We start from the raw sequence: 22789 nt of genomic DNA, 5'->3' as shown, positions 1-22789 counted from the left end.
TAGGGTCGCTCAACGCCTCTGGTCTACATGACGGGGATCAGGCGATCGCGGGCAGGCACGAGCCGGGCCAGACGGCCTGCGAGACCTCGCCTCGCGTGGCGAAACGGACCCCATGCTGCCAGACCGCGCCGCCATCCTCGCCTACCTCACCATCCTGAGCGGCTCCGCCGGCCGGCTCGTCATCTCCCTTGTCTACTTCCTCATCGTTGCGAATACGTTGACTCTCGGCGAATTCGGTCTCTTCGCCACGGCGTCGGCGGCCGGGCTGATCCTGTCGCGATTGCTGGCCTTCGGCTTCGTCTCGCCGGTCTACCGGGTCGCGACAGTCAAGCCGCGTCTGCTGGGGGCGTATCTCGCCGGTTTCGCCGGGCTCGGCCTGCTCTCCCTGCCCGCGATCGGGCTCGCCGCGGCGCTGGTCTACCTGCTGCTGTTCGCCGACCGGCTGGCGATCCTGCCATTCGCGCTCATCCTGATGGCCGAGATCCTGTGCTGGCGGCTCGTCGAGGTGGTCGCGATCGTCAATAACGGGCTGCGGCGTTTCCGGCAGTCGGCCCTGCTGGTCATCATCGGCTCGTCGCTGCGGACCCTTGCGGCCCTGCTGTTTGCCGGGTTCGGGCAGCGCAGCCTCGAGATCTGGGCCTGGGCCTATCTCGCGGCGACGCTGGCGACGCTGATCGTGGCGCTGGTGTTTTTCCTGCCGCCGATGCGCCTGCGCTTCGTGCGGCGGCTTTATCCGCGCCGGATGGCGGATGCGATCTATGCCAGTGCGGCGGAGATCGTGTTCTACGTCCAGGCCGAGCTCGACAAACTGCTGATGCTGGCGCTGGCCGGCGAACGCACGGCCGGGCTCTATGTCATTGCGATGCGCGTCATCGACCTGACCGCCATGCCGGTGCGCAGTTTCACGCAGATGCTCGTCCAGAAGATCATGACCGAGCGCGGCCTCGCCGGCGGGCCGGGCCGGCTTGCCCTGGTCGAATTCGGCATCGCGACGATTTCGATCGGCGGCCTCGCGGCTGTGATCCTGGCGCTGCTGCCCTTCCCGGGCCTGCTCGGACGCAATGTCTCGGAGGCGTCCTACCTGTTCCTGCCGATGCTGCTGGTGCCGGCCTTCCGCAACCTCGTCGAATATCACGCCGAGCTGCTCTATGCGCGCGAGCGCACCGGCTCGCGCATCGCGCTGCTCTGCGCCATCACGGCGCTGAAGGCGGCCCTGCTGTCCTGGGTGGTGCTGGCGTTTTCCGCGGGCGATGGCTGGGCGCCCTGGCTCAATCTGGTGTTCGGACTGGTCTATGTGCTGTCGGCGGCGGTGACCTACCGGTTGCTGGGGCAGGCGCCGAACCGTCCAGTGCGACCTGGGCCGTCGTCTTGACGAGACGGGTGGGATCGCCGGCACCAGGGCCGGGCCGGGCTCATCCGGGCCCTTGTTGGACATCCCCCGCAGCCTCTAGGGTGCGCGTCCAACGAGTCAGGGGCCGACAATGAACCAGATCGATCTGCAGGGAAGAACCGCCATCGTCACCGGAGGGGCGCAGGGCATCGGCCGCGCCGTGGCCGAACGCTTCGCCGCCAGCGGCGCCCATGTTGCGATCTGGGATCTCGACGCCGACCTCGCCGCGAAGACGGCCGCCGAGATCGGCGGAACCGCGACCGGGCTCGGCATCGACGTCACCGACGCCAAGGCCGTGAAGGCCGCCGCGGATGCGCTGGATGCCCGGCAGGGCAGCGTCGACATCCTCGTCACCAGCGCCGGCATCGCGGGCGCCAATCTCAAGACCTGGGAATACCCGCTCGAGGAATGGGCACGGGTGATGCGGCTCAATGTCGACGGCACGCTGCATTGCTGCCAGGCGGTGATCCCCGGCATGATCAAGCGCAATTACGGGCGGCTCGTGCTGGTCGCCTCGATCGCCGGCAAGGAGGGCAACCCCAACGCCTCGGCCTATTCGGCCTCGAAGGCGGCGGTGATCGCGCTGACCAAGTCGCTCGGCAAGGAACTGGCGACGCAGGACATCGCGGTGAACTGCATCACGCCGGCCGCCGCTCGTACCCGGATCTTCGACCAGATGAGCGAGGAGCATATCGGCTACATGCTGGCCAAGATCCCGCGCGGGCGCTTCCTCCTGCCCGACGAGGTCGCATCCATGGTCGCCTTCCTGGCCTCGGCCGAAAACAGCTTCACCACCGGCGGCGTCTTCGACCTGTCGGGCGGCCGGGCGACCTATTGAGGCGTGACCATTACAACCGGAAATGCGCCGTCATCCTGGACGACCGAAGGTCGCCTGGGATCCATCCTCGGGCTCTACAGAGCAACATGATGGATCCCGGATCTGCGCGGCTTCGCCGCTTGTCCAGGATGACGGCGCGCTTCACCGTGCCAATGTCAGGTTCCAGGATTCACCGATGACCGCCTCTCTCCCCTCCGCCGCGGTATTGGGCGCGCGCGCCTTCGCGGCGCTCCAGGGCCTCAACCGCTTCACCGACGAGCCGGGCAAGCTGACGCGGCTTTATCTGTCCCCGTCCCATCGCCAGGCAGCGGAATGGACCAGGGGAGCGATGGAGGTCGCGGGACTGGCCGCCTTCATCGATGCGGCGGGATCGGTGCAAGGCCGGCGGGACGGACCTGTGCCGGGGGGGCCGAGCGTGATCATCGGCTCCCATATCGACACGGTGAAGGATGGCGGGCGGTTCGACGGCAATCTCGGCGTCGTCGCCGGCATCCTGGTGGCGCAAGCCCTGCGCGACGCCGGCATCGCGCTGCCTTTCGCGCTCGAGGTCGTCGCCTTCGGCGACGAGGAGAATGTCCGGTATCCGACGCATCTGTCCACGTCGGCGGCGCTCGCGGGCGTTTATGACCCGGCCTGGCTGGAGACACGCGATGCGGAGGGCATCCGACTCGCCGACGCCCTCGTCGCCTTCGGCGGCGATCCGTCCGGGGTCGCCGGTCTGGCGCGCAAGCGCGGCGCGGTGAAGGCCTATATCGAGCTGCATATCGAGCAGGGGCCGGTGCTCGAGGTCGAGAACGAGCCCGTCGGCATCGTCACCGCCATCAACGCCCAGCGGCGGGCCCGCGTATGCGTGACGGGCGAGGCCGGACATGCCGGCACCGTTCCGATGAGCCTGCGCAAGGACGCGCTGACCGCGAGCGCCGAGATGGCGCTGGCGCTGGAGACGATCGCGGCCGCGCACCACCAGGCCGTCGCCACGGTTGGCACCTTCCAGGTCAGCCCCGGCGCGGCCAATGTCGTGCCGGGCAGCGTGGCCTTCACCGTCGATTTTCGCTGCCCCTCCGACGACACGCTCGCAAGCATGGATGCCGCGATCCGCAGCCGGTTCGGCGAGATCGCGGCGCGGCGCGGCGTCGGCCTCGATTTCGCGCTCTATACCAATGCGCGGGCGGTGCCGATGGATGCCGGCCTTCAGGACGCGCTCGCGGCGGGCGTGGCGCGCGCCGGGGGCAATGTCGCGGCGCGGCGCCTGCCCTCGGGCGCGGCGCATGACGCCATGGCGATGGCGGCGCTCTGCCCGTCCGCGATGCTGTTCGTGCGCAACGAGAGGGGCATCAGCCATTCCCCGCTGGAAAACATGACCGAGGCCGATGCCGGCATCGCCATCCGCGTCCTGCTCGAAGCCGTCCTCGAGCTGGCGAGGCGCGAAGGCTGATCGCGATCAAGGCCGGGCGCGACACCGCGTGCCATTTCCCCTATCCGGCTACGGGCCTAGAAAGCGCGCGCCGCAGGAGGCTGGCGATGGACCACGAGACATTCTTCCGCACCGAACTGGACGGCCTGCGCCAGGAAGGTCGCTACCGCGTCTTTGCCGATCTGGAGCGCAAGGCGGGCCGTTTCCCGCGCGCCACCTATCATGGCGAAGGCGGACCGCGCGAGATCACCGTCTGGTGCTCCAACGACTATCTCGGCATGGGCCAGCACCCGGCCGTGCTGGCGGCGATGCATGAGGCGCTCGATTCCTGCGGCGCCGGCGCGGGCGGCACCCGCAACATCGGCGGCACGAACCACTACCATGTGCTGCTGGAGCAGGAGCTTGCCGATCTGCACGGCAAGGAATCAGCGCTTCTGTTCAACTCCGGCTACATGTCGAACTGGGCTTCGCTGGGCACACTGGCCTCGCGGATCCCTGGCTGCGTCGTGCTGACGGATGCGCTCAACCACGCCTCGATGATCGAGGGCATCCGCCATTCGCGGGCCGAGCGGCACATCTTCGCCCACAACGACCCCGACGACCTGCGCCGCAAGCTTGCCGCGCTCGATCCCGCCCGGCCCAAGCTGATCGCCTTCGAATCGGTCTATTCGATGGATGGCGACATCGCCCCGATCGAGACCTTCTGCGACATCGCCGAGGAATTCGGCGCCATGACCTATATCGACGAGGTTCATGCGGTGGGCCTCTACGGGCCGCGCGGCGGCGGCGTCAGCGAGCGTGACGGGCTGACCTCGCGGCTGACCGTGATCGAGGGCACGCTCGCCAAGGCCTTCGGCGTGATGGGCGGCTATATCGCGGGCTCGGCGGCGCTGTGCGACTATGTCCGCAGCTTCGCCTCGGGCTTCATCTTCTCCAGCTCGCTGCCGCCGCCGGTCGCGGCGGGCGCGCTCGCTGCGATCCGCCATCTCAAGGCCAGCACGGTGGAGCGCGCGCGCCATCAGGATCGCGTCGCCACGCTGCGCCAGCGCCTCGACGCCGCCGGCATTCCGCATCTGTCCAACCCCAGTCACATCGTGCCGGTGATGGTCGGCGACCCCGTGCTGTGCAAGGCGGTGAGCGACGAACTGCTCGAACGCTTCGACATCTATGTCCAGCCGATCAACTACCCCACCGTGCCGCGCGGCACGGAGCGGCTGCGGATCACCCCCTCACCGCTGCATTCGGACGCCGATATCGACCATCTGGTGGCGGGACTGAGCGCGATCTGGGGTCGGGTGGGGCTGCAGCGGGCGGCGTGACGTCAGCACGGCGGTGGAGCAAAGCGCGCCAGGAACGCCTGCGCGCGCGGCATGGCGTCGTGGAGAAACTGGCCCGGCTCGCGCAGCCAGAGCCCGTCATAGGTCTTCGACTTCGCCTCGGAGATCAGCACGTCCTGCGGCAATGGCACTAGCGTTCCGTCCCAGCCGGGCCACCAGAGCCGGCCCTTCGCCCAGTGATGGGCGACCAGCGCCCGCTCGCAGCGATAGCCATGGAAGTCGAACGCCGTCTCGCCATTACTGACAAAGACATGGTTTCCCGTGAAACCCTCCTTGGGCCTGATCCAGACGGCGCGGAAATTCCGATCCGGATAGGCTTCGAGAAACGCATAGGCGAGGATGTGACAGGCGCCGCAGGCGAAGAAGACGCGTTCCGGAAGATTCCAGCGTTTCACCGGGTCGCTCTTGATACCGGGCTTAAGCCTGAACATGTTGGCGGCTCCTGTTCACTTAAAGGCCGGGCCCGAATCGCAATGCCAGAGACTAGCAACGCCCCCCTGATGCACGCGACCACCATCCTGATGGTGCGCAAGAGCGGGCGGGTCGTGATCGGCGGCGACGGGCAGGTCTCGCTCGGCCAGACCATCATGAAGGGCAATGCCCGCAAGGTGCGCCGCCTCGCCAAGGGCGCGGTCATCGCGGGCTTCGCCGGCGCCACCGCCGACGCCTTCACGCTGTTCGAGCGACTTGAGACCAAGCTCGAGCAGTACCCCACCCAATTGCTGAGGGCCTGCGTCGAGCTCGCCAAGGACTGGCGCACCGACCGCTATCTGCGCCGGCTGGAGGCGATGCTGCTCGTCGCCGACAAGGAGGTTTCGCTCCTGATTTCAGGCACGGGCGACGTGCTGGAGCCGGAGACCAGCGAGCATGGTTCGGTGATGGCGATCGGCTCGGGCGGCAATTACGCATTGTCGGCGGCGCGCGCGCTGATCGATATCGATGATGACGCCGAGGCGATCGTCCGCAAGGCGATGAAGATCGCCGGCGATATCTGCGTCTACACCAACCATTCCCTCGTGATCGAGACATTGGAAACGCCATGATCGCCGAGCAGGATCTGCAGGCCGCGGTCGCGGAGCGCATCATCGACCAGGCTCAGGCCGTGCGCATCGCGCATCTGGCGCGGCTGCGGCTGGACGCGCAGGGTTCGACCCCGCCACGCCTGGGCGACAGCGTCACGGCCGAGGCCGGCCGCGCCATCGACCCCGATGACGAACGCTTCCGGCTGATCGGCGGCTTCAACGACGTCTTCGTGGCGATCGGCGTCGGCCTGCTTGCGGGTGCGCTGCTCGGTCTGTCGCGTGTGGTCGGCTTCGGCGATGCGTTTGCAGCGATCGCGCTCGTCGCCGCCTGGGGGCTGAGCGAGGTCTTCGCCCGGCGCATGCGGCTGGCCCTGCCCTCGATCCTGCTGGCGGCGATGTTTTGCGCGTCGGCTGCGCTGCTCGTGGCGCAACTCACCGCCGATCGTGGCCTGCCCTCCATCCTCTATGGCGGCTGGGTGCTCGCCGCGGCTGCGTTTTCCGGCGCGGCCCTGCTGCACCACTGGCGGTTTCGCGTCCCCATCGACATGGCGCTGGTGGCCTGTGGCGGGATCGGCCTGGTTCTGGCGGGAGTCTCGGCGCTCGCGCCGGCCCTGGCGCAGGACTATCTCAACCTGATCCTGGCCCTCTGCGGCCTGACGGTCTTCGCGCTCGCGCTGCGGCTCGACATGCGCGACCCGCGCCGGCTCACCCGGCGGTCGGACGCGGCCTTCTGGCTGCATCTGCTGGCAGCCGGGCTGATCGTTCATCCCATCTTCCGGGGCATGGTTAGCGCCGCAGGCAGCTTCACCACCACGACCTCGCTCATCGTGCTCAGCGCCTTCGCCGTGCTCGGCATCATCGCGCTCGTCATCGACCGGCGCGCGCTCCTGGTCTCGGCGCTGAGCTATGCCGGCATCGCCGTGGCCTATCTGATCTCGCAGAGCGTGTCGGGCGATCTCAGCCTGCCGCTGGCGCTGCTGGGGCTGGCGGCACTGGTGCTGGCGCTCTCGGCGGGCTGGCGCAGCTTGCGGCGGGTCCTGCTCCCGGCGTTGCCGCTCGGCCGCTGGCGCGACAGGCTGCCGCCGATCGACGCGACTCCGGCATGAGCGCCACGAGACCGGCCGGCTCCCCACACGCGACAGGACCAGCGGATAGCATGACCTCTTTCTCCCCCCGCGAGATCGTCTCCGAACTCGACCGCTTCATCGTCGGCCAGAACGACGCCAAGCGCGCCGTCGCGATCGCGCTGCGCAACCGCTGGCGGCGTCAGCAGCTCGAAGGGCCGCTGCGCGAGGAGGTTTCGCCGAAGAACATCCTGATGATCGGGCCGACCGGCTGCGGCAAGACCGAGATCGCGCGCCGCCTCGCCAAGCTGGCGAATGCACCCTTCCTCAAGGTCGAGGCGACGAAGTTCACCGAGGTCGGCTATGTCGGCCGCGACGTCGAGTCGATCGTGCGCGACCTCGTCGAGATCGCGATCGCGCTGGTGCGCGAGAACCGCCGCAAGGACGTGCAGGCCAAGGCCCATGTCGCTGCGGAAGAGCGCGTGCTCGATGCGCTGGTCGGCGTCACCGCCAGCCCCGCCACCCGCGATTCCTTCCGCCGGAAGCTGCGCGCCAACGAGCTCGACGACAAGGAGATCGAGGTCGAGATCGCGGCGGGCTCCGGCTCATCGGCGCCGATGTTCGAGGTTCCCGGCATGCCCGGCGCCTCGATCGGCGCGATCAACCTCTCCGACATGTTCGGAAAAGCCTTCGGCCAGAAGGGCAAGCCGCGGCGCATCCTGGTAAAGGACGCCTATGGGCCGCTGCTGACGGAGGAAAGCGACAAGCTGATCGACCAGGAGGCGATCGTGCAGGCCGCGATCCGCGAGGTCGAGAACAACGGCATCGTCTTCCTCGACGAGATCGACAAGATCTGCGCCCGCGAGGGCAAGGGCGGCGCGGATGTCTCGCGCGAGGGCGTGCAGCGCGACCTGCTGCCGCTGATCGAGGGCACGACGGTCGCCACCAAGCATGGCGCGGTGAAGAGCGACCATATCCTGTTCATCGCGTCGGGCGCGTTCCATGTCTCGCGCCCCTCCGACCTTTTGCCCGAGCTGCAGGGCCGCCTACCGATCCGCGTCGAGCTGTCGCCGCTCGATGTCGACGATTTCCGGCGCATCCTGACCGAGACTGAGGCCAGCCTGATCAAGCAGACGGTGGCGCTGATGGCGACGGAGGAGGTCACAGTCGATTTCACGCCGGACGCGATCGACGCGATCGCGCGCATCGCGGTGGATGTGAATTCCACCGTCGAGAACATCGGTGCGCGGCGGCTGCAGACCGTGATCGAGCGCATTCTCGACGACATCTCCTTCACCGCTCCTGACCGCTCGGGCGAGACGGTGACGATCGATGGCGCTTACGTGCAGTCGCGCATCGGCGATCTCGCGAAGAACGCCGATCTGAGCCGGTTCATTCTGTAGCCGACAGCTAAGGGGAAGGGCGGCGATGCCGGCCGAACCAGCAAAGCTCGCCCGCAACTCGCTCGTCGTCGGGCTGGCGACGGTGCTGTCGCGCCTGCTCGGCTTTGCGCGCGACATGCTGATCGCGCGGATGCTGGGCGCCGGGCCGGTGGCGGACGCTTTTCTCGTCGCCTTCCGCCTGCCCAATCTGATGCGCCGCGTGCTGGGCGAGGGCGGGCTGAATGCGCCCTTCGTGCCGGTCTATCTCGATTTGCGGACCGAAGCGGGCGTCGAGGCGGCCAAGCGCTTCGCCGGGCAGGCCTTCGCCTGGCTCGCGCTCGCGCTGAGCCTCGTCACCGCGCTCGGGCTCTTGCTGGCGCCCTGGCTGGTGCTGGGCATCGCGGGCGGTTTTCACGACGCGCCGGCGACGCTCGCCATGGCGACGAGCTACACCCGAATCGCGCTGCCTTTCCTCGCCTTCACGACGCTGGCCTCGCTATTGGCAGCGGTTCTGAACTCCGAGGGGCGCTTCCTGGTGGCCGCACTCGCGCCCTCCCTGCTCAATCTCGTGCTGATCGCGGCCCTAATGGTGGCACTGGTCACGGAGATGCCGTCGCCGCAAGGGGCGGCGCTGATCGCGGCGGCAGTCAGCCTCGGCGGAGCGCTGCATCTGTTGATGGTCGCGGTCGCGCTCTGGCGCGGCGAAACCGGGCTGGCGCGCCCGCGGCTGCAATGGTCGCCCGCAATGACACGGCTGGTGAAGCTCGGCGGGCCGGCGCTGCTGGCGGCCTCGACCTCGCAGCTCGTGCTGCTGGTGGCGACGCAGATTGCCTCGGTCCAGCCGGGCGCGGTGTCCTGGCTGTATTATGCCGACCGTGTCTTCCAGCTTCCGCTCGGTTTCGTGGCGGTGGCGATGGGCGTGGTGCTGTTGCCGGCCATCGCCGTCCAGGAAAGCCAGGGCGACGCGGCGGGGCGGCGGCAGACGATCGACCGTGCGCTGCTGCTGGGGCTCGCCTTGGCCATACCCGCCGCGACGGCCCTGGCCTGGCTCGCCGACCCGATCATCTCCGTCCTGTTCGAACGCGGCCGGTTCACCGAAATCGACCGCATTCGCACCGCCGCAGCGATGCGCGCCTTCGCCTTCGGCCTGCCCTTCGCCGTGATGGCGAAGGTGTTCGCGCAGGTCTATTTCGCCCGCCAGACGCCGCGCCTGCCGCTTTACGCCGGCCTCACCGCTCTGCTGGTCGCGATCCTCGCCGGCCAGACCGCAACCTTGACCATGCCGGCGACCAATGCGGCCGCCGCCGCCAGCCTCGCCTTCGTGACGCAGGCCGGCGTGCTCGGGGCCTTCCTGCTGCGGGACCGGCTCTGGTGGCCGCAGCGGCGGATGCTGCGGCCGCTGCTTGCCATGCTCGCGGCCAATCTGGTCATGCTGGTGGGGATCGAGGCGATCATGCCCCGGCTCGTCGCCAGCCTCGCGGTCGAAGCGTCGCTGCCCTGGCGGATCGCGGCGCTGACCCTACTCTGCGGCCTTGGCGGCGTGCTCTATGCCGTCGTCGGCCGCGGGCTCGGCGCCTTCCGCCTGCGCGAACTCGGGCGGCTGGGAAAGACCGCCTGAACCCATGCCCCGCGACGCTGCTTCGTCAGCGCCCCTTGCGCCCCGTGCGGGCTTCGGCCAGAACGCGGCACTCCAGACGACCCCTATTTTGCGGGAGCGCCCGATGGCGACCTTTCACCAGCGCGTCTTCTCCGGCATGCAGCCGACCGCGACGCTGCATCTCGGCAATTATCTGGGCGCGCTGACCAACTGGGTGGCGATGCAGGAGACGCATGAGTGCATCTATTGCGTCGTCGACATGCACGCGATCACCGTCTGGCAGGACCCCGTCGAACTGACCCGCGCGATCCGCGAGGTCACCGCGGCCTATGTCGCGGCCGGTGTCGATCCCAAGCGCAGCATCATCTTCAACCAGAGCCAGGTTTCGCAGCATGCGGAGCTCGCCTGGGTGTTCAACTGCGTGGCGCGGCTGGGCTGGCTCAACCGCATGACCCAGTTTAAGGAAAAGGCCGGCAAGGACAAGGAAAACGCCTCGATCGGGCTCTATGCCTATCCGGCGCTGATGGCGGCCGACATCCTGCTCTACAAGGCCACCCATGTGCCTGTCGGCGAGGACCAGAAACAGCATCTCGAGCTGGCGCGCGACATCGCGCAGAAGTTCAACAACGATTTCGGCGCGCAGATCGCGGAACGCGGGCTGGGCACGGGTGATCTCGGCTTCTTTCCTCAGCCCGAGCCGATGATCCAGGGCCCGGCGCCGCGCGTGATGAGCCTGCGCGACGGCACCAAGAAGATGTCGAAGTCGGACGCCTCCGACAATTCGCGCATCAACCTGACCGACGATGCCGAGACCATCGCCCAGAAGATCCGCAAGGCGAAGACCGATCCCGACGCGCTGCCGTCGGAAGAGAAGGGGCTGGACGGCCGGCCCGAGGCGGAAAACCTCGTCGGCATCTATGCCGGGCTCAACGGCCAGACCAAGGCGCAGGTGCTGGGCGAATTCGGCGGCGGGCAGTTCTCGGGCTTCAAGGCCGCGCTGGTCGATCTCGCGGTGGAGAAGCTGTCGCCGATCGCCGGCGAGATGCGCCGCCTGCTCGCCGATGTCAGCCATATCGACGCGATCCTGGGCGAAGGCGCGGGGCGGGCCGAGGCGATCGCCGCGCCGATCATGCGCGACGTCAAGGACATCGTCGGCTTCGTCTCGCGGCGTTGAGGCTCCCGACCCGACAGTGGACTTGCGCTGACGTTGCGGCGCGGGCCACCATGCCGCTTCCTGAAGCGGCGGCAGGACAAGCGACATGGTGAAGCGACGGCGGTCCTATGAAACGGGCCATCGCCCGAAATTTCTCGCGGTGGTGGACGACAGCGTCGAATGCGCCAAGGCGGTGCGCTTCGCGGCGCGTCGCTGCGCCCGAATCGGCGCGGCGATGGTGCTGCTGGGGGTGGTGACCCCGCCCGAGCACGAGACCTGGCTCGGCGTCGGCGAGGTCATGCAGGCCGAGGCCGAGGCCGAAGCGGAAAAGCTGATCGAGGCGGCCGCCGCCGCCGTGCGGGCCTTCGCCGGAATCGAGCCCGAGCGCGTGGTGCGCACCGGCGACAAGGCCGACGAGGTGGTCAAGCTGATCGAGGCCGACGAGGACATCTCGCTGCTCGTTCTGGCCGCGGGCGCGGGCCGCGAGGGGCCTGGCCCCTTGGTCAGCGCGCTCGCCGGCAAATCGGCGGCGAGCTTCCCGATCCCCGTCGCGATCGTGCCCGGCCATCTCGAGGACGAGGAAATCGACGCGCTGGCGTAAGCCAACCGGCCTTCGTTCCGGAGCCCCGCTTTCAAGGGCGTCTGCTTCGCGCTGGAATGATTCCCTCCAGGCGCCTATATCTGTGTGATGGAACGGCGGCCTTGAACCGTCCGGGACCGGAGAGTTTCAACGATGTTCATCCAGACCGAAGCCACCCCCAATCCCGCGACGCTGAAGTTCCTGCCCGGCCGGACCGTGATGTCCGACGGCACGCTCGAATTGCGCGACGGCGACCAGGCCGAGCGCTCGCCGCTGGCGCAGCGCCTGTTCAGCGTCAATGGCGTGTCGGGCGTATTTCTCGGGTCCGACTTCATCACCGTGACGAAATCGGGCGGCGAGTGGCCGCATCTGAAGCCCGCCATCCTGGGCGCGATCATGGAGCATTTCATGTCGGGCGCGCCGGTCCTGGCGAGCGGTTCGCAGGCCGATGTGATCGAGGAGGGCGAGTTCTTCGCCCCCGAGGACGCAAAGACGGTCGAGACGATCAAGGATCTGCTGGAGACGCGCATCCGGCCGGCGGTGGCGGGCGATGGCGGCGACATCACCTTCCGCGGCTTCAAGGACGGCACGGTCTATCTGGCGATGAAGGGCTCCTGCTCGGGATGCCCCTCCTCGACCGCGACGCTGAAGCACGGCATCCAGAACCTGCTGCGCCACTTCCTGCCGGATGTGCGCGAGGTGGAAGCGATTTGAGCGTCGTCTGTCACAGCCCTCCCCGTCATCCGGGGCTTCGCGAAGCGAAGTCCCGGGATCCATCATAGGGCCGGCGCTCGCCCGATGATGGATCCCGGACTGCGCGGCTTTGCCGCTTGTCCAGGATGACGTTCCGCTTTTCGAGATCACCAGACAGGCGAATCCAAAGCTGATGCGCATTCTCGCCATCGATACCGCGCTCGGCGCCTGTTCGGCCTGCGTGCTGGAGGCCGGCGCATCGGAGTCGCTCGCCATCGAGCAGATCGCGATGGAGCGGGGCCATGCCGAGGCGCTGATGCCGCTGATCGAGCGCGTGATGAACGCCGTCGAGGGCGGTTTTGCCTCGCTCGACCGGGTTGCGGTCACCGTCGGGCCCGGCAGCTATACTGGGCTCCGGGTCGGTGTCAGCGCGGCACGCGCCATTGCACTGGCGGCCGGCATTCCCGCCGTCGGCGTCACCACGCTGGCGGCCTGCGCGGCGCCGCTGGTCGGGCGCGAGCCCGGCCGCGTGATCGCCGCCGCGCTCGACGCCAAGCATGGCCAGGTCTGGTTCCAGGCACTCAGTTCGGAAGGCCGCCAGATCGTCGCCCTGCGCCAGGTGAGCTACCGCGATGCGGCGCGCGCCATCGGCGCCGGGCCGGTCAGCCTCGTGGGATCGGCCTCGCTGGCGGTTGCCAACGAGGCCTGGGCAATCGGGCTCGATGCGCTGGTTCTCGACGATGCGCGCGCGCCCGACGTGATCTGGGTGGCGCGACTAGGCCTGATCGCCGATCCCGAAAGCGCGCCGCCGCGGCCGCTTTATCTGAAGGCGCCCGAGACGACGCCGCAGGACCGCGCCCGTCTGCCGCGGCGCTGAGACGGTGGACATCGCGCTCCCGGCGCCGCTGGCCGCGGCCCGATCTCGCCCGTAATGGCGCGGGGGGACTTGTCAGGCCGCGCCGCTGTGCCATCAAGCGCCATGGACTGGTTGCGCCGCCTGCTTCACCCCCATGCCTGCCCGGTCCGGACCGGCCATCTCGACTCGCGCCATGCCCGCGACGTCGCGGCCCTGCACCAGCAGGGCGGCTTCGCGCGCGGCTGGGAGCCCGGCGAATGCGCCGCGCTGCTGGCCGACGCCAGCGTGGCGGCCGATGGCGTCTTTCCGGGGCAGTCGGTGCAGCCGGCGGGGTTCGTGATGTCGCGCCAGGCCGCGGACGAGGCGGAGATCCTGTCGATCGTGATCGCGCCGGCCCAGCGCCGCCATCGATTGGCGGCGAACCTGCTCGGGGCGCATCTGTCGCGGCTCGCGGGCAGCGGCGTGGCGCAGGTCTTCCTCGAGGTCGAAGAGGGCAATATCGCCGCCGAGCGGCTCTACCGGCATCTGGGTTTCCGCGAGGTCGGCCGGCGCAAGGGCTATTACCCCAAATCGGACGGCAGCCGGGCCACCGCGGTCGCGATGCGGCTCGACCTGACATGAGCGGGCGCTTGCCATGACACGGCTGGCGCCCGGCGCGATCCTGCGGGTGTCGGCACTGGCTCTGGGCACACTCGCCCTGCTGCCGGCGCAGTTGCTGGTGGTGCGCCTGATGCCCTCGCGCGGCGCCGCGATCCCGCGCCTGTTTCACCGCCTGACCTGCCGCATGCTGGGTGTGCGGCGGCGCGTCCGCGGCACACCGCCACCGCCCGGCAGCACCGGGCTGATCGTCGCCAACCATGTCTCCTGGCTCGATATCTCCGTGCTGGGCGCGGAGCGGCCGGTCTGCTTCGTGGCCAAGAGCGAGGTCGCCGGCTGGCCGTTGATCGGCTTTCTCGCCAAGCTGCAGCGCACCGTCTTCATCGATCGCTCGCGCCGCAAGGCGACCGCCGCTGTCACCGCGCAGATGGGCGAGCGGCTGTCGGCCGGTGAGGCCGTGGTGCTCTTCGCCGAGGGGACCACCGGCGACGGCACGCGCATCCTGCCGCTGCGCTCCTCGCTGCTGGGCGCCGCGCATGAGGCGCTGGGCCAGAACGGCGGCGAGCCGGAGGACGGGGCCGACATCGCCGTCTATCCGCTGACGATCAGCTATACCGGCTATCACGGCATGGCGGGCGGGCGGGCCGATCGGGCGGCGCTGGCCTGGTATGGCGACACCGAACTCGCGCCGCATCTGCGCGCGATCCTGCGCGCCGGCGCCATCGATGTCGAGATCACCTGGGGCGAGCCGATCGCCATGGGCCGCAACACCACGCGCAAGGACGCGACGCGGCGGGCGGAGACGGCGATCCGCAAGGCCCGGCAGGAGACGGTCAGCGGGCGGCCGCTGCCGCCAGAGCCATGACAGGCAGACCGACGACAGCCGGACCCATGACCGACTGGCCCGGCCATTGCTTGACCGCAATCATGGTCGCAGGATCCTGCCGGGGGACGTTTCCTCAGGCCGTGATCCGGAGTAAGGAGACGGTTTGGAGTCCAGACCCGGCGCGATGAAGAAAGTCCATATCAAGTCCTTCGGCTGCCAGATGAACGTCTATGACGGGCAGCGCATGGCCGACATCCTGGGCGAGCAGGGCTTCGAGGAAACGGCGACGCCCGAGGGCGCGGACCTGATCCTCCTGAACACCTGCCACATCCGCGAGCGGGCCGTGCAGAAGGTCTACACCGAGCTCGGCAAGCTGCGCGACATCAAGACCGCCCAGAAGGCGCAGGGCCAGGATACGCGCATCGTCGTCGCCGGCTGCGTCGCTCAGGCCGAGGGCGCCGAGATCCAGCGCCGCCAGCCCGCGGTCGATCTCGTCGTCGGTCCGCAGGCCTATCACCGGCTGCCGGAGCTGCTCGAACAGGCGCAGCGCAGGCGCACGGTCGACACCGATCTGCCGATCGACGACAAGTTCGGCCATCTGCCGACCCCCCGGCCCGCGGCGATCCGGGCGCGCGGCATCTCCGCCTTCGTCACGGTCCAGGAGGGCTGCGACAAGTTCTGCGCCTTCTGCGTCGTGCCCTATACGCGCGGCGCCGAGTTCTCGCGGCCGGTCGCCCAGATCATGACCGAGATCGAGCGCCTGGCGGCCTCGGGCGTGCAGGACGTCACGCTGATCGGCCAGAACGTCAACGCCTATCATGGCGAGGGGCAAGATGGCGGGGTCTGGGGGCTGGCGCGGCTGATGCACCGGGTCGCCGCGGTGCCGGGCATCGCCCGCATCCGCTACAGCACGAGCCACCCCAACGACATGGACGAGGATCTGATCGCCGCCCATCGCGATCTGCCGCAGGTGATGCCGTTCCTGCATCTGCCGGTGCAGGCGGGCTCGGACCGCATTCTGGCGGCGATGAACCGCAAGCACACCGCCGACGAATACCGCCGGCTGATCGAGAAGGTCCGCCGGGCGCGGCCCGACATCGCGCTGTCGTCGGACTTCATCGTCGGCTTTCCGGGCGAGAGCGACGCCGATTTCGAGGAGACGATCGCGCTCGTCGACGAGATCGGCTTCGCCTCGAGCTATTCCTTCAAATATTCGCCCCGCCCCGGCACGCCGGCCGCGGACCTGCGCACGCAGGTTCCCGCCGCCGTGATGGATGAGCGGCTCTACCGCCTGCAGGCGCGCATCGAGCATCACCGCCAGGCCTTCAACCACGCGATGGTCGGGCGCACCGTGTCCGTGCTGCTGGAGCGCGCCGGGCGCCACCCCGGACAGCTTGCGGGGAAATCGCCCTACCTGCAGGCTGTGCAGATCGAGACGGAGACGAATCAGATCGGCGACACGGTGCAAGTGGTGATCGAACGGGCAGGCTCCAATTCGCTCTTCGGCCGCAAGGCCGAGGACCAGGCGCCTGCGGCGTCCGCGGAGATGGCCGCTTGACCGCCACGCGCCTTCCAGCCGCGCCTCGAATGGGCGCCGTCATGACGAGCTGTCATCAGGCTGCCACCGTCGCGCCCGCTGATACGGCCGATTCATGGGATCGATCACCGCGAACACCCGGCCTCACGCTCCTGTCCGGCCGGACCTGGCGCCAGGGAGACGACGCTGTTGGCACAAGCTGACTCGACGACACCGAGACCCGACCGCAACGCGCGCCGCGACGCGGCGCCGGCCCGCGTGGAAAGCCTGACCCGCGACGGGCTGCCCGTCACCGAGGTCGTCCTGTCTTTCGACGACAACCGCCTGGCGAGCCTGGTTTTCGGCCATTACGACCAGAATCTGGCGCATCTGGAGCGCCGCCTCGGCGTCGTCATCAGCCCCAACGGCAACCATGCGACGATCAAGGGCCCGCGCGAGACCGCCGAGCAGGCCGGGCGCGTGCTGAAGACGCTCTATACGCGCGCCAAGGCCGGCGCCTCGGTGACGCTGGGCGAAGTCGACGGCGCGATCGAGGAGAGCAACATCCAGCGCTCGCTGTTTCCGGCCGCCGATGCGGGCAAGACCTCGTTCGATGCCATCGTGACGCGCAAGCGCGGGCCGGTCAGGGCGCGCAACGCAGCGCAGGACGCCTATCTGCGCCAGCTCAAACGCAACGAACTCGTCCTCGCCGAGGGCCCGGCCGGCACCGGCAAGACCTGGCTCGCCGTCGGACACGCCGTCTCGCTGATCGAGCAGGGCGTGGTCGAGCGCATGGTGCTGTCGCGGCCAGCGGTGGAGGCCGGCGAGCGTCTCGGCTTCCTGCCCGGCGACATGCGCGAGAAGGTCGATCCCTATCTGCGGCCGATCTACGACGCGCTGAACGACTTCATGGAGGCGCGCCATGTCGAGCGCGCGCTGCAGACCGGCATGATCGAGATCGCGCCGCTCGCCTTCATGCGTGGCCGGACGCTGACCAACGCCGTGGTCTTGCTCGACGAGGCGCAGAATGCGACCTCGGTGCAGATGAAGATGTTCCTGACCCGCCTCGGCGAGGGCTCGCGCATGATCATCACCGGCGACCCGACGCAGATCGACCTGCCGCCGGGCCAGCGCTCGGGGCTGATCGAGGCGGTGAGGCTCTTGTCGGGCGTCGAGGGCGTCGGCTATGCCAAGTTCGAAGAGGGCGACGTCGTCCGCCACGATCTCGTGCGCCGGATCGTCATGGCCTATGAGGGCGCGGCCCGGCGCGAGCGCGAGGAACGCGAAGAACGGATGCGCACGCCCATGCCCGATACGCCCATCGAGAGCGAAACCGAGGGGCTGAAGCGCACGCTCTCGCGGGAGCGGCCGCGATGACCGACCGACCTCGCGCGCGGCGTTCGGCGCCGCGACCCGAGACTTCACCCGCACCGCCCGCGATGACGCTGCGGGCCCAGTCGCGCCAGTGGCGCGCGCTCGGCGACAGCGCCGCGCTGCGCCTGCGCGCCACGCAAGCGGTCCAGGCCGCTCTGGCGGTCGCCCCCGTGAAGCCCTGCGGCGGGGCCGAACTCAGCCTGCTCCTGACCGACGACAAGCGCATCCGCATCGTCAACCGCGACTGGCGCGGCTTCGACAAGGCGACGAATGTGCTCTCCTTCCCGGCCGCTCCGGCCGGGCAGATCGCCACGAGCCCGGTGCTCGGCGACATCGTCATCGCCTATGAGACCGTGGCGCGCGAAGCGCAGGACGAAAACAAGAGCCTGAGCGACCATTTCAGTCATCTCGTGATCCATGGCCTGCTGCATCTGCTCGGCGAGGACCACGAGACCGACGAACAGGCGCAGCGCATGGAGGGGCTCGAAATCGCAGCCCTCGCCACGCTCGGCATTGCCGACCCTTATGCCGACGGCGAGCTCCTCGATGCGCCCGAAGCGCCCCAAGCGTTCCCTTCGCCAGCCCCAACCCCGGACCGACCTCCACGATCATGAGCGACGACAGTCGACAGACCCAAACCGAAGCCGCAGGTCGCGGCCTCTCCCACTGGCTCGGCCAGTTCCTCGACCGGCTCGGCCTGCGCGGCGGCGGAACGATCCGCGAGGACATCACCGAAGCGCTGGCGCAGGGCAGCGGGCAACTCGCCGATCTCAGCGCGCAGGAGCGCGCCATGCTCTCCAATGTGCTGAGCCTGAGGGAACGGCGCGTCGGCGACGTGATGGTCCCGCGGGCCGACATCATCGCCGTACCTGCCGATGCGACGCTCGACGAACTCCTGGCGCTGTTTCGGACGGCCGGGCATTCCCGGCTGCCGGTGTTCGACGATTCGCTCGACGACCCGCGCGGCATGGTCCACATCCGCGACTTCCTCGAATTCATCGCCGGCCAGGCCAAGGCGGAGCCCACCGCCGGCCTGTCGGAACCGGCCTTCCACGATCTCTCCGCCGTGGATCTCGCGATGACGCTGGGCGAGACCAAAATCATGCGCCCGGTGCTCTACGTGCCGCCATCGATGCCGGCCGTCGAGCTTCTGGTGCGGATGCAGGCGACGCGGACCCATATCGCGCTGGTGATCGACGAATATGGCGGCACCGACGGGCTGGTGACGATCGAGGACCTGATCGAAATCGTCGTCGGCGACATCGAGGACGAGCACGATACCGAGGAAGCGCCGACGATCACGCCGGCCGGCGAAGGCCGCTTCACCGCCGATGCGCGCGCGACACTCGATGAACTGCGGGAGGCGACGGGGATCGATCTGTCGCAGACCCCGATCGCGGAAGAGGTCGATACGCTGGGCGGGCTGATCGTGACGCTCGCCGGCCATATCCCGGCACAAGGCGAGATCGTCGAGGGACCTGAAGGACTCTCCTTCGAGATCATCGAAGCCGATACGCGACGCGTGAAGCGCCTCAGCATCCACCGGCGCGCCACCACCGACCCCGAGCCCGGCTCCCCGGCGGACCAGGGCTGATGCGCCTCGCAGCCCTGGCCGACGGCGTCATCCTCGCCTGGGGTTGGCGCAGACGATTGATCGCGCTCGGCGCGGGCGCCAGTGGTGCGCTGGCCCTGCCGCCGCTCGACCTGTGGCCCTTGATCGTCGTGCCGATGACCGTCGCGGTGTGGCTGATCGACGGCGCCGTCGGCCGGAGCGCTGCGGGCCGGTTCCGCGCCGCCGCCGCGGTCGGCTGGTGGTGGGGCTTCGGCTTCTTCCTCGCGGGTCTGTGGTGGCTGGGCGCGGCGTTCCTGGTCGAGGCCGACAAGTTCGCATGGGCGATGCCGCTCGGTGTCGTCGCGCTGCCGGCCCTGCTGGCGTTCTTCCCGGCCCTGGGCTTCGGCTGCGCCCGGCTGGTCTGGTCATCGGGAGCCGGGCGCATCCTGACGCTGGCGGTCATGCTCTCGCTCAGCGAATGGCTGCGTGGGCACGTGCTGACGGGATTTCCGTGGAACGTCTACGGCATGATGCTCGCCGGGCAGGCGCAGATCGCGCAGATCGCCTCGGTCGTCGGTCTCTACGGATTGACGCTCCTCGCGATCGCGATCGGCGCGGCGCCGGCGACGCTCGGGACAGCGGAAACCCGCCCCGCGCGCTGGCGCGCGCCGGGCGCAGGGCTCGTCGTCCTCGCAGGCCTGATCGGCTTTGGCCTGTGGCGCGTTCCGGCGGAGCCATCCCCGCTCGTCGCCGGTGTCCAGTTGCGGCTGATGCAGCCCAACCTGCCGCAGGACGCCAAGTTCAATGCCCGCAATGGCGAGGCGATCCTCAACCAGTATCTGGCGCTGAGCGACCGGGCGACCAGCCCAACCACGCCGGGCGTCCAGGCGGTCACCCATCTGATCTGGCCGGAATCGGCCTTCCCCTTCCTGCTCGGGCGCACGCCGCAAGCGCTGTCGCGCATCGCGGCGCTGCTGCCGCCCAACACCACGCTGATCACCGGCGCGGCACGGGCCGGCGAGCCGCTGCCCGGCGACAGCCGGCCGCCGATCTTCAATTCCATCCAGGTGGTCGACGACGAAGGCACGATCGTCTCCAGCTACGACAAGGTGCATCTGGTTCCGTTCGGAGAATACCTGCCGGCGGTTCTGGAGACGCTGATCCGCCGCGTCGGGCTGTCGGAATTCGTCGCCGTGCCTGGGGGCTTCGCCGCGGGCACGCGCCGGTTGCCGCTTTCCATCCGGGGCCTGCCGCCGGCGGCCCCGCTGATCTGTTACGAGGTGGTCTTTCCCGGCGAGGTCGCGCCGCAGGGGCCGCGCGTCGGCTTCATGCTCAACCTGACCAATGACGGCTGGTTCGGCCAGACCAGCGGACCCTACCAGCATTTCGCCCAGGCGCAGTTGCGGGCGATCGAGGAGGGACTGCCGCTGGTGCGCGTCGCCAACACCGGCATCTCCGCGGTGACGGACGGCTATGGCCGGATCCTCGCTCGCCTGCCGCTGGGTCGCGAAGGCGTTTTGGATTCAGGGCTGCCGCGCGCCGGGCCTGCCACGCTTTACGCGCGTTTCGGTGACATGATCTATGTGCTGCTGTTGGGCGGGTTGATGCTCGTGTCCCGGATCGCGCCGCGCGATTAATCCCATTTGGAACTTATTTACCGATGGGCTAAGGAGTTGGTACACCGCCGTCCCAATGAGTTGACTATGCCTTCCCCAGAGGCAATGCATCTGGCGAAGGTACACTGACCTAAGGCTGTCGTTCATGTTGAAGAAAGTCCCCAATCCGATCGACCGCCATGTAGGCAGTCGTGTGCGTATGCAGCGGATGCTCGCTGGCGTCAGCCAGGAAAAGCTCGGCGACGCACTCGGACTGACCTTCCAGCAGGTTCAGAAATACGAAAAGGGCTCCAATCGAATCAGTGCGAGCCGCTTGCAGCAGATCGCCAAGATGCTCGACGTGCCGGTGTCGTTTTTCTTCGAGGGCGCACCGACGGGCGACATGCCCACCGGCGGCTTCTCCGACTCCGCGGCCAATGCCTATGTCTCCGACTTCATGTCGAGCAGCGAAGGCGTGCAGCTGACCAAGGCTTTCGTGCGCATCAAGAACGCAAAGGTCAGACGCCGGATCATCGACCTCGTCGAGTCGCTGGCCGACGAAGACGTCGCAACCGCGTAAATCATCCTGTTTTCGTTCGCCCTGACGAACGAAGCGCCCGATTAACGGATTGCCGTGCTTGACGGCGAACGCGTCCGCTGCAAAGAGGATGGCCGTTTTCGTCGATCGGCTCGTTTTCCGTGCCGGTTACCCGTCCCACCCCTGAGCAAGGGCTGTCCGACCGTGTCACGCCAGAATTACCTGTTCACCAGCGAATCCGTCGGCGAGGGCCATCCCGACAAGATCTGTGACCGGATTTCGGACGAGGTCGTCGATCTGTTCTTCAAAGAAGCCGCCAAGGCGGGCATGGACGCCGCCCAGGTGCGCGTCGCCTGCGAGACGCTGGCCACGACCAACCGCGTCGTGATCGCCGGCGAGGTCCGCACCTCGCTCGACGAGAAGGCGATGAAGAGCAAGGTCAAGTCGGCGGCTCGCCGCGCGATCAAGGCGATCGGCTACGAGCAGGACGGCTTCCACTGGAAGAAGTGCAAGATCGACGTGCTGCTGCACGCCCAGTCGGCCGATATCGCCCAGGGCGTCGATGCGTCGGGCAACAAGGACGAGGGCGCCGGCGACCAGGGCATCATGTTCGGCTATGCCTGCCGCGAGACGCCCGAGCTGATGCCGGCGCCGATCTATTACGCCCACAAGATCCTCGAAGTGCTCGCCAAGGCCCGTCATGCCAAGGAAGGCGGCGCCGCCAAGCTCGGCCCCGACGCCAAGAGCCAGGTCACGGTCCAGTACGAGAACGGCAAGCCGGTCGGCGTGACGCAGATCGTGCTCTCGACCCAGCACACCGATGAGAGCCTGACCTCGGCGGACGTCCGCAAGATCGTCGAGCCCTATATCCGCGCGACCCTGCCCGAGGGCTGGATCTCCAAGGAGACCGTCTGGCACGTCAACCCGACCGGCAAGTTCGTCATCGGCGGCCCCGACGGCGATGCCGGCCTGACCGGCCGCAAGATCATCGTCGACACCTATGGTGGTGCTGCGCCCCATGGCGGCGGCGCCTTCTCCGGCAAGGACCCGACCAAGGTCGACCGTTCGGCGGCCTATGCGGCCCGCTACCTCGCCAAGAACGTCGTCGCGGCCAAGCTCGCCGAGCGCTGCACGATCCAGCTCTCCTACGCCATCGGCGTCGCCAAGCCGCTGTCGATCTATGTCGACCTGCATGGCACCGGCAAGGTCGACGAGGCCAAGCTGGAGAAGGTCCTCGGCGAGGTCATGGACCTGACCCCGCGCGGCATCCGCACCCATCTCCAGCTCAACAAGCCGATCTACGCCAAGTCCGCGGCGTACGGCCATTTCGGCCGCAAGGCCGGCCGCGACGGCAGCTTCTCCTGGGAGAAGACCGATCTGGTCGACGCGCTGAAGAAGGCCGTGGCCTGAGCGCAGGCTTCAATCTGACATCGATGAAGGCCGGGCTCAGTCCCGGCCTTTTTCT

At 68.5% G+C, this 22789-nt stretch carries 22 protein-coding genes; 21 read left to right on the top strand and 1 reads right to left on the bottom strand.

The genetic code is table 11. The features are described 5' to 3' along the window. The first annotated feature begins 112 nt into the window (after positions 1 to 112). The 4 genes from Q8S38_RS13925 to hemA all read left to right on the top strand — a co-directional run bounded on the left by Q8S38_RS13925 (position 113) and on the right by hemA (position 4961). Positions 113 to 1372 carry a lipopolysaccharide biosynthesis protein gene (locus Q8S38_RS13925; RefSeq protein ID WP_305681028.1) on the top strand — a complete coding sequence of 420 codons (1260 nt, stop codon included), beginning with the start codon at positions 113 to 115 and terminating at the stop codon, positions 1370 to 1372. Between the two features lie 109 nt (positions 1373 to 1481). Then, positions 1482 to 2228: an SDR family NAD(P)-dependent oxidoreductase gene (locus Q8S38_RS13920; RefSeq protein WP_305681027.1), complete on the top strand. Its 747-nt coding sequence runs from the start codon at positions 1482 to 1484 to the stop codon at positions 2226 to 2228. Between the two features lie 175 nt (positions 2229 to 2403). Continuing rightward, entirely contained in the window at positions 2404 to 3663 is a 1260-nt protein-coding gene (locus Q8S38_RS13915) for a Zn-dependent hydrolase (protein ID WP_305681026.1), read from the top strand. Positions 3664 to 3749: 86 nt separating this feature from the next. Continuing rightward, entirely contained in the window at positions 3750 to 4961 is a 1212-nt protein-coding gene (hemA, locus tag Q8S38_RS13910; protein WP_305681025.1) for a 5-aminolevulinate synthase, read from the top strand. Positions 4962 to 4963: 2 nt separating this feature from the next. Here hemA and Q8S38_RS13905 read toward each other — a convergent pair whose 3' ends face one another. Next, positions 4964 to 5410: a hypothetical protein gene (locus tag Q8S38_RS13905; RefSeq protein WP_305681024.1), complete on the bottom strand. Its 447-nt coding sequence runs from the start codon at positions 5408 to 5410 to the stop codon at positions 4964 to 4966. A gap of 42 nt (positions 5411 to 5452) precedes the next feature. Here Q8S38_RS13905 and hslV point away from each other — a divergent pair, with 42 nt between their 5' ends. The 17 genes from hslV to metK all read left to right on the top strand — a co-directional run bounded on the left by hslV (position 5453) and on the right by metK (position 22734). Continuing rightward, complete coding sequence (gene hslV / locus Q8S38_RS13900; protein WP_305681023.1) at positions 5453 to 6022, top strand: ATP-dependent protease subunit HslV; 570 nt, start codon at positions 5453 to 5455, stop codon at positions 6020 to 6022. Continuing rightward, entirely contained in the window at positions 6019 to 7107 is a 1089-nt protein-coding gene (locus Q8S38_RS13895; protein WP_305681022.1) for a hypothetical protein, read from the top strand. The genes hslV and Q8S38_RS13895 overlap by 4 nt, the downstream gene beginning before the upstream one ends. A gap of 50 nt (positions 7108 to 7157) precedes the next feature. Continuing rightward, a complete protein-coding gene (gene hslU, locus Q8S38_RS13890; RefSeq protein WP_305681021.1) occupies positions 7158 to 8468 on the top strand; it encodes an ATP-dependent protease ATPase subunit HslU in 1311 nt (436 codons plus the stop codon). A gap of 25 nt (positions 8469 to 8493) precedes the next feature. Then, positions 8494 to 10065, top strand: a complete 1572-nt coding sequence (murJ, locus tag Q8S38_RS13885; RefSeq protein WP_305681020.1) for a murein biosynthesis integral membrane protein MurJ — start codon at positions 8494 to 8496, stop codon at positions 10063 to 10065. Positions 10066 to 10168: 103 nt separating this feature from the next. Continuing rightward, positions 10169 to 11218 (top strand): tryptophan--tRNA ligase, encoded by a 1050-nt coding sequence (gene trpS / locus Q8S38_RS13880; RefSeq protein ID WP_305681019.1) that lies wholly within the window; start codon positions 10169 to 10171, stop codon positions 11216 to 11218. Positions 11219 to 11303: 85 nt separating this feature from the next. Next, the gene (locus Q8S38_RS13875; protein WP_305681018.1) at positions 11304 to 11798 is read left to right on the top strand and encodes a universal stress protein; all 495 of its coding nucleotides are present in this window, start codon (positions 11304 to 11306) and stop codon (positions 11796 to 11798) included. Positions 11799 to 11930: 132 nt separating this feature from the next. Next, on the top strand, positions 11931 to 12491 hold the full coding sequence (locus Q8S38_RS13870; RefSeq protein WP_305681017.1) for a NifU family protein: 561 nt from the start codon (positions 11931 to 11933) through the stop codon (positions 12489 to 12491). 172 nt (positions 12492 to 12663) lie between these two features. After that, positions 12664 to 13347: a tRNA (adenosine(37)-N6)-threonylcarbamoyltransferase complex dimerization subunit type 1 TsaB gene (tsaB, locus tag Q8S38_RS13865; RefSeq protein WP_305681016.1), complete on the top strand. Its 684-nt coding sequence runs from the start codon at positions 12664 to 12666 to the stop codon at positions 13345 to 13347. Positions 13348 to 13449: 102 nt separating this feature from the next. Beyond that, positions 13450 to 13947 carry a GNAT family N-acetyltransferase gene (locus Q8S38_RS13860; protein WP_305681015.1) on the top strand — a complete coding sequence of 166 codons (498 nt, stop codon included), beginning with the start codon at positions 13450 to 13452 and terminating at the stop codon, positions 13945 to 13947. A gap of 13 nt (positions 13948 to 13960) precedes the next feature. Continuing rightward, complete coding sequence (locus tag Q8S38_RS13855) at positions 13961 to 14788, top strand: lysophospholipid acyltransferase family protein (RefSeq protein WP_305681014.1); 828 nt, start codon at positions 13961 to 13963, stop codon at positions 14786 to 14788. 145 nt (positions 14789 to 14933) lie between these two features. Next, entirely contained in the window at positions 14934 to 16307 is a 1374-nt protein-coding gene (gene miaB / locus Q8S38_RS13850) for a tRNA (N6-isopentenyl adenosine(37)-C2)-methylthiotransferase MiaB (protein ID WP_305681013.1), read from the top strand. 168 nt (positions 16308 to 16475) lie between these two features. Further along, entirely contained in the window at positions 16476 to 17642 is a 1167-nt protein-coding gene (locus tag Q8S38_RS13845) for a PhoH family protein (protein WP_371125883.1), read from the top strand. After that, entirely contained in the window at positions 17639 to 18253 is a 615-nt protein-coding gene (ybeY, locus tag Q8S38_RS13840; protein ID WP_305681012.1) for an rRNA maturation RNase YbeY, read from the top strand. Before Q8S38_RS13845 ends, ybeY begins: the two co-directional genes overlap by 4 nt. After that, positions 18250 to 19233: a hemolysin family protein gene (locus Q8S38_RS13835; RefSeq protein WP_305681011.1), complete on the top strand. Its 984-nt coding sequence runs from the start codon at positions 18250 to 18252 to the stop codon at positions 19231 to 19233. The genes ybeY and Q8S38_RS13835 overlap by 4 nt, the downstream gene beginning before the upstream one ends. Continuing rightward, a complete protein-coding gene (lnt, locus tag Q8S38_RS13830; RefSeq protein WP_305681010.1) occupies positions 19233 to 20828 on the top strand; it encodes an apolipoprotein N-acyltransferase in 1596 nt (531 codons plus the stop codon). Before Q8S38_RS13835 ends, lnt begins: the two co-directional genes overlap by 1 nt. 124 nt (positions 20829 to 20952) lie before the next feature. Continuing rightward, positions 20953 to 21366: a helix-turn-helix domain-containing protein gene (locus Q8S38_RS13825; protein ID WP_305681009.1), complete on the top strand. Its 414-nt coding sequence runs from the start codon at positions 20953 to 20955 to the stop codon at positions 21364 to 21366. Positions 21367 to 21528: 162 nt separating this feature from the next. Next, a complete protein-coding gene (gene metK / locus Q8S38_RS13820; protein WP_305681008.1) occupies positions 21529 to 22734 on the top strand; it encodes a methionine adenosyltransferase in 1206 nt (401 codons plus the stop codon). Positions 22735 to 22789 lie beyond the last annotated feature (55 nt).

Origin of the sequence: Allobosea sp. (genome assembly GCF_030695125.1) — a bacterium.
Classification (GTDB): Bacteria; Pseudomonadota; Alphaproteobacteria; order Rhizobiales; family Beijerinckiaceae; genus Allobosea.
This window is presented reverse-complemented; position numbering and strand designations above follow the sequence as displayed.

Excerpts from the sequence above, each read along its gene's own strand:
- murJ (WP_305681020.1), top strand. The coding sequence starts at position 8,494 with ATGCCGGCCGAACCAGCAAAGCTCGCCCGCAACTCGCTCGTCGTCGGG.
- miaB (WP_305681013.1), top strand. The coding sequence starts at position 14,934 with ATGAAGAAAGTCCATATCAAGTCCTTCGGCTGCCAGATGAACGTCTAT.
- Q8S38_RS13870 (WP_305681017.1), top strand. The coding sequence starts at position 11,931 with ATGTTCATCCAGACCGAAGCCACCCCCAATCCCGCGACGCTGAAGTTC.
- hemA (WP_305681025.1), top strand. The coding sequence starts at position 3,750 with ATGGACCACGAGACATTCTTCCGCACCGAACTGGACGGCCTGCGCCAG.
- Q8S38_RS13895 (WP_305681022.1), top strand. The coding sequence starts at position 6,019 with ATGATCGCCGAGCAGGATCTGCAGGCCGCGGTCGCGGAGCGCATCATC.
- Q8S38_RS13860 (WP_305681015.1), top strand. The coding sequence starts at position 13,450 with ATGGACTGGTTGCGCCGCCTGCTTCACCCCCATGCCTGCCCGGTCCGG.
- hslV (WP_305681023.1), top strand. The coding sequence starts at position 5,453 with ATGCCAGAGACTAGCAACGCCCCCCTGATGCACGCGACCACCATCCTG.
- Q8S38_RS13920 (WP_305681027.1), top strand. The coding sequence starts at position 1,482 with ATGAACCAGATCGATCTGCAGGGAAGAACCGCCATCGTCACCGGAGGG.
- Q8S38_RS13905 (WP_305681024.1), bottom strand. The coding sequence starts at position 5,410 with ATGTTCAGGCTTAAGCCCGGTATCAAGAGCGACCCGGTGAAACGCTGG.
- Q8S38_RS13925 (WP_305681028.1), top strand. The coding sequence starts at position 113 with ATGCTGCCAGACCGCGCCGCCATCCTCGCCTACCTCACCATCCTGAGC.
- Q8S38_RS13835 (WP_305681011.1), top strand. The coding sequence starts at position 18,250 with ATGAGCGACGACAGTCGACAGACCCAAACCGAAGCCGCAGGTCGCGGC.
- ybeY (WP_305681012.1), top strand. The coding sequence starts at position 17,639 with ATGACCGACCGACCTCGCGCGCGGCGTTCGGCGCCGCGACCCGAGACT.
- Q8S38_RS13825 (WP_305681009.1), top strand. The coding sequence starts at position 20,953 with ATGTTGAAGAAAGTCCCCAATCCGATCGACCGCCATGTAGGCAGTCGT.
- hslU (WP_305681021.1), top strand. The coding sequence starts at position 7,158 with ATGACCTCTTTCTCCCCCCGCGAGATCGTCTCCGAACTCGACCGCTTC.
- Q8S38_RS13915 (WP_305681026.1), top strand. The coding sequence starts at position 2,404 with ATGACCGCCTCTCTCCCCTCCGCCGCGGTATTGGGCGCGCGCGCCTTC.
- trpS (WP_305681019.1), top strand. The coding sequence starts at position 10,169 with ATGGCGACCTTTCACCAGCGCGTCTTCTCCGGCATGCAGCCGACCGCG.
- lnt (WP_305681010.1), top strand. The coding sequence starts at position 19,233 with ATGCGCCTCGCAGCCCTGGCCGACGGCGTCATCCTCGCCTGGGGTTGG.
- Q8S38_RS13875 (WP_305681018.1), top strand. The coding sequence starts at position 11,304 with ATGGTGAAGCGACGGCGGTCCTATGAAACGGGCCATCGCCCGAAATTT.
- Q8S38_RS13855 (WP_305681014.1), top strand. The coding sequence starts at position 13,961 with ATGACACGGCTGGCGCCCGGCGCGATCCTGCGGGTGTCGGCACTGGCT.
- tsaB (WP_305681016.1), top strand. The coding sequence starts at position 12,664 with ATGCGCATTCTCGCCATCGATACCGCGCTCGGCGCCTGTTCGGCCTGC.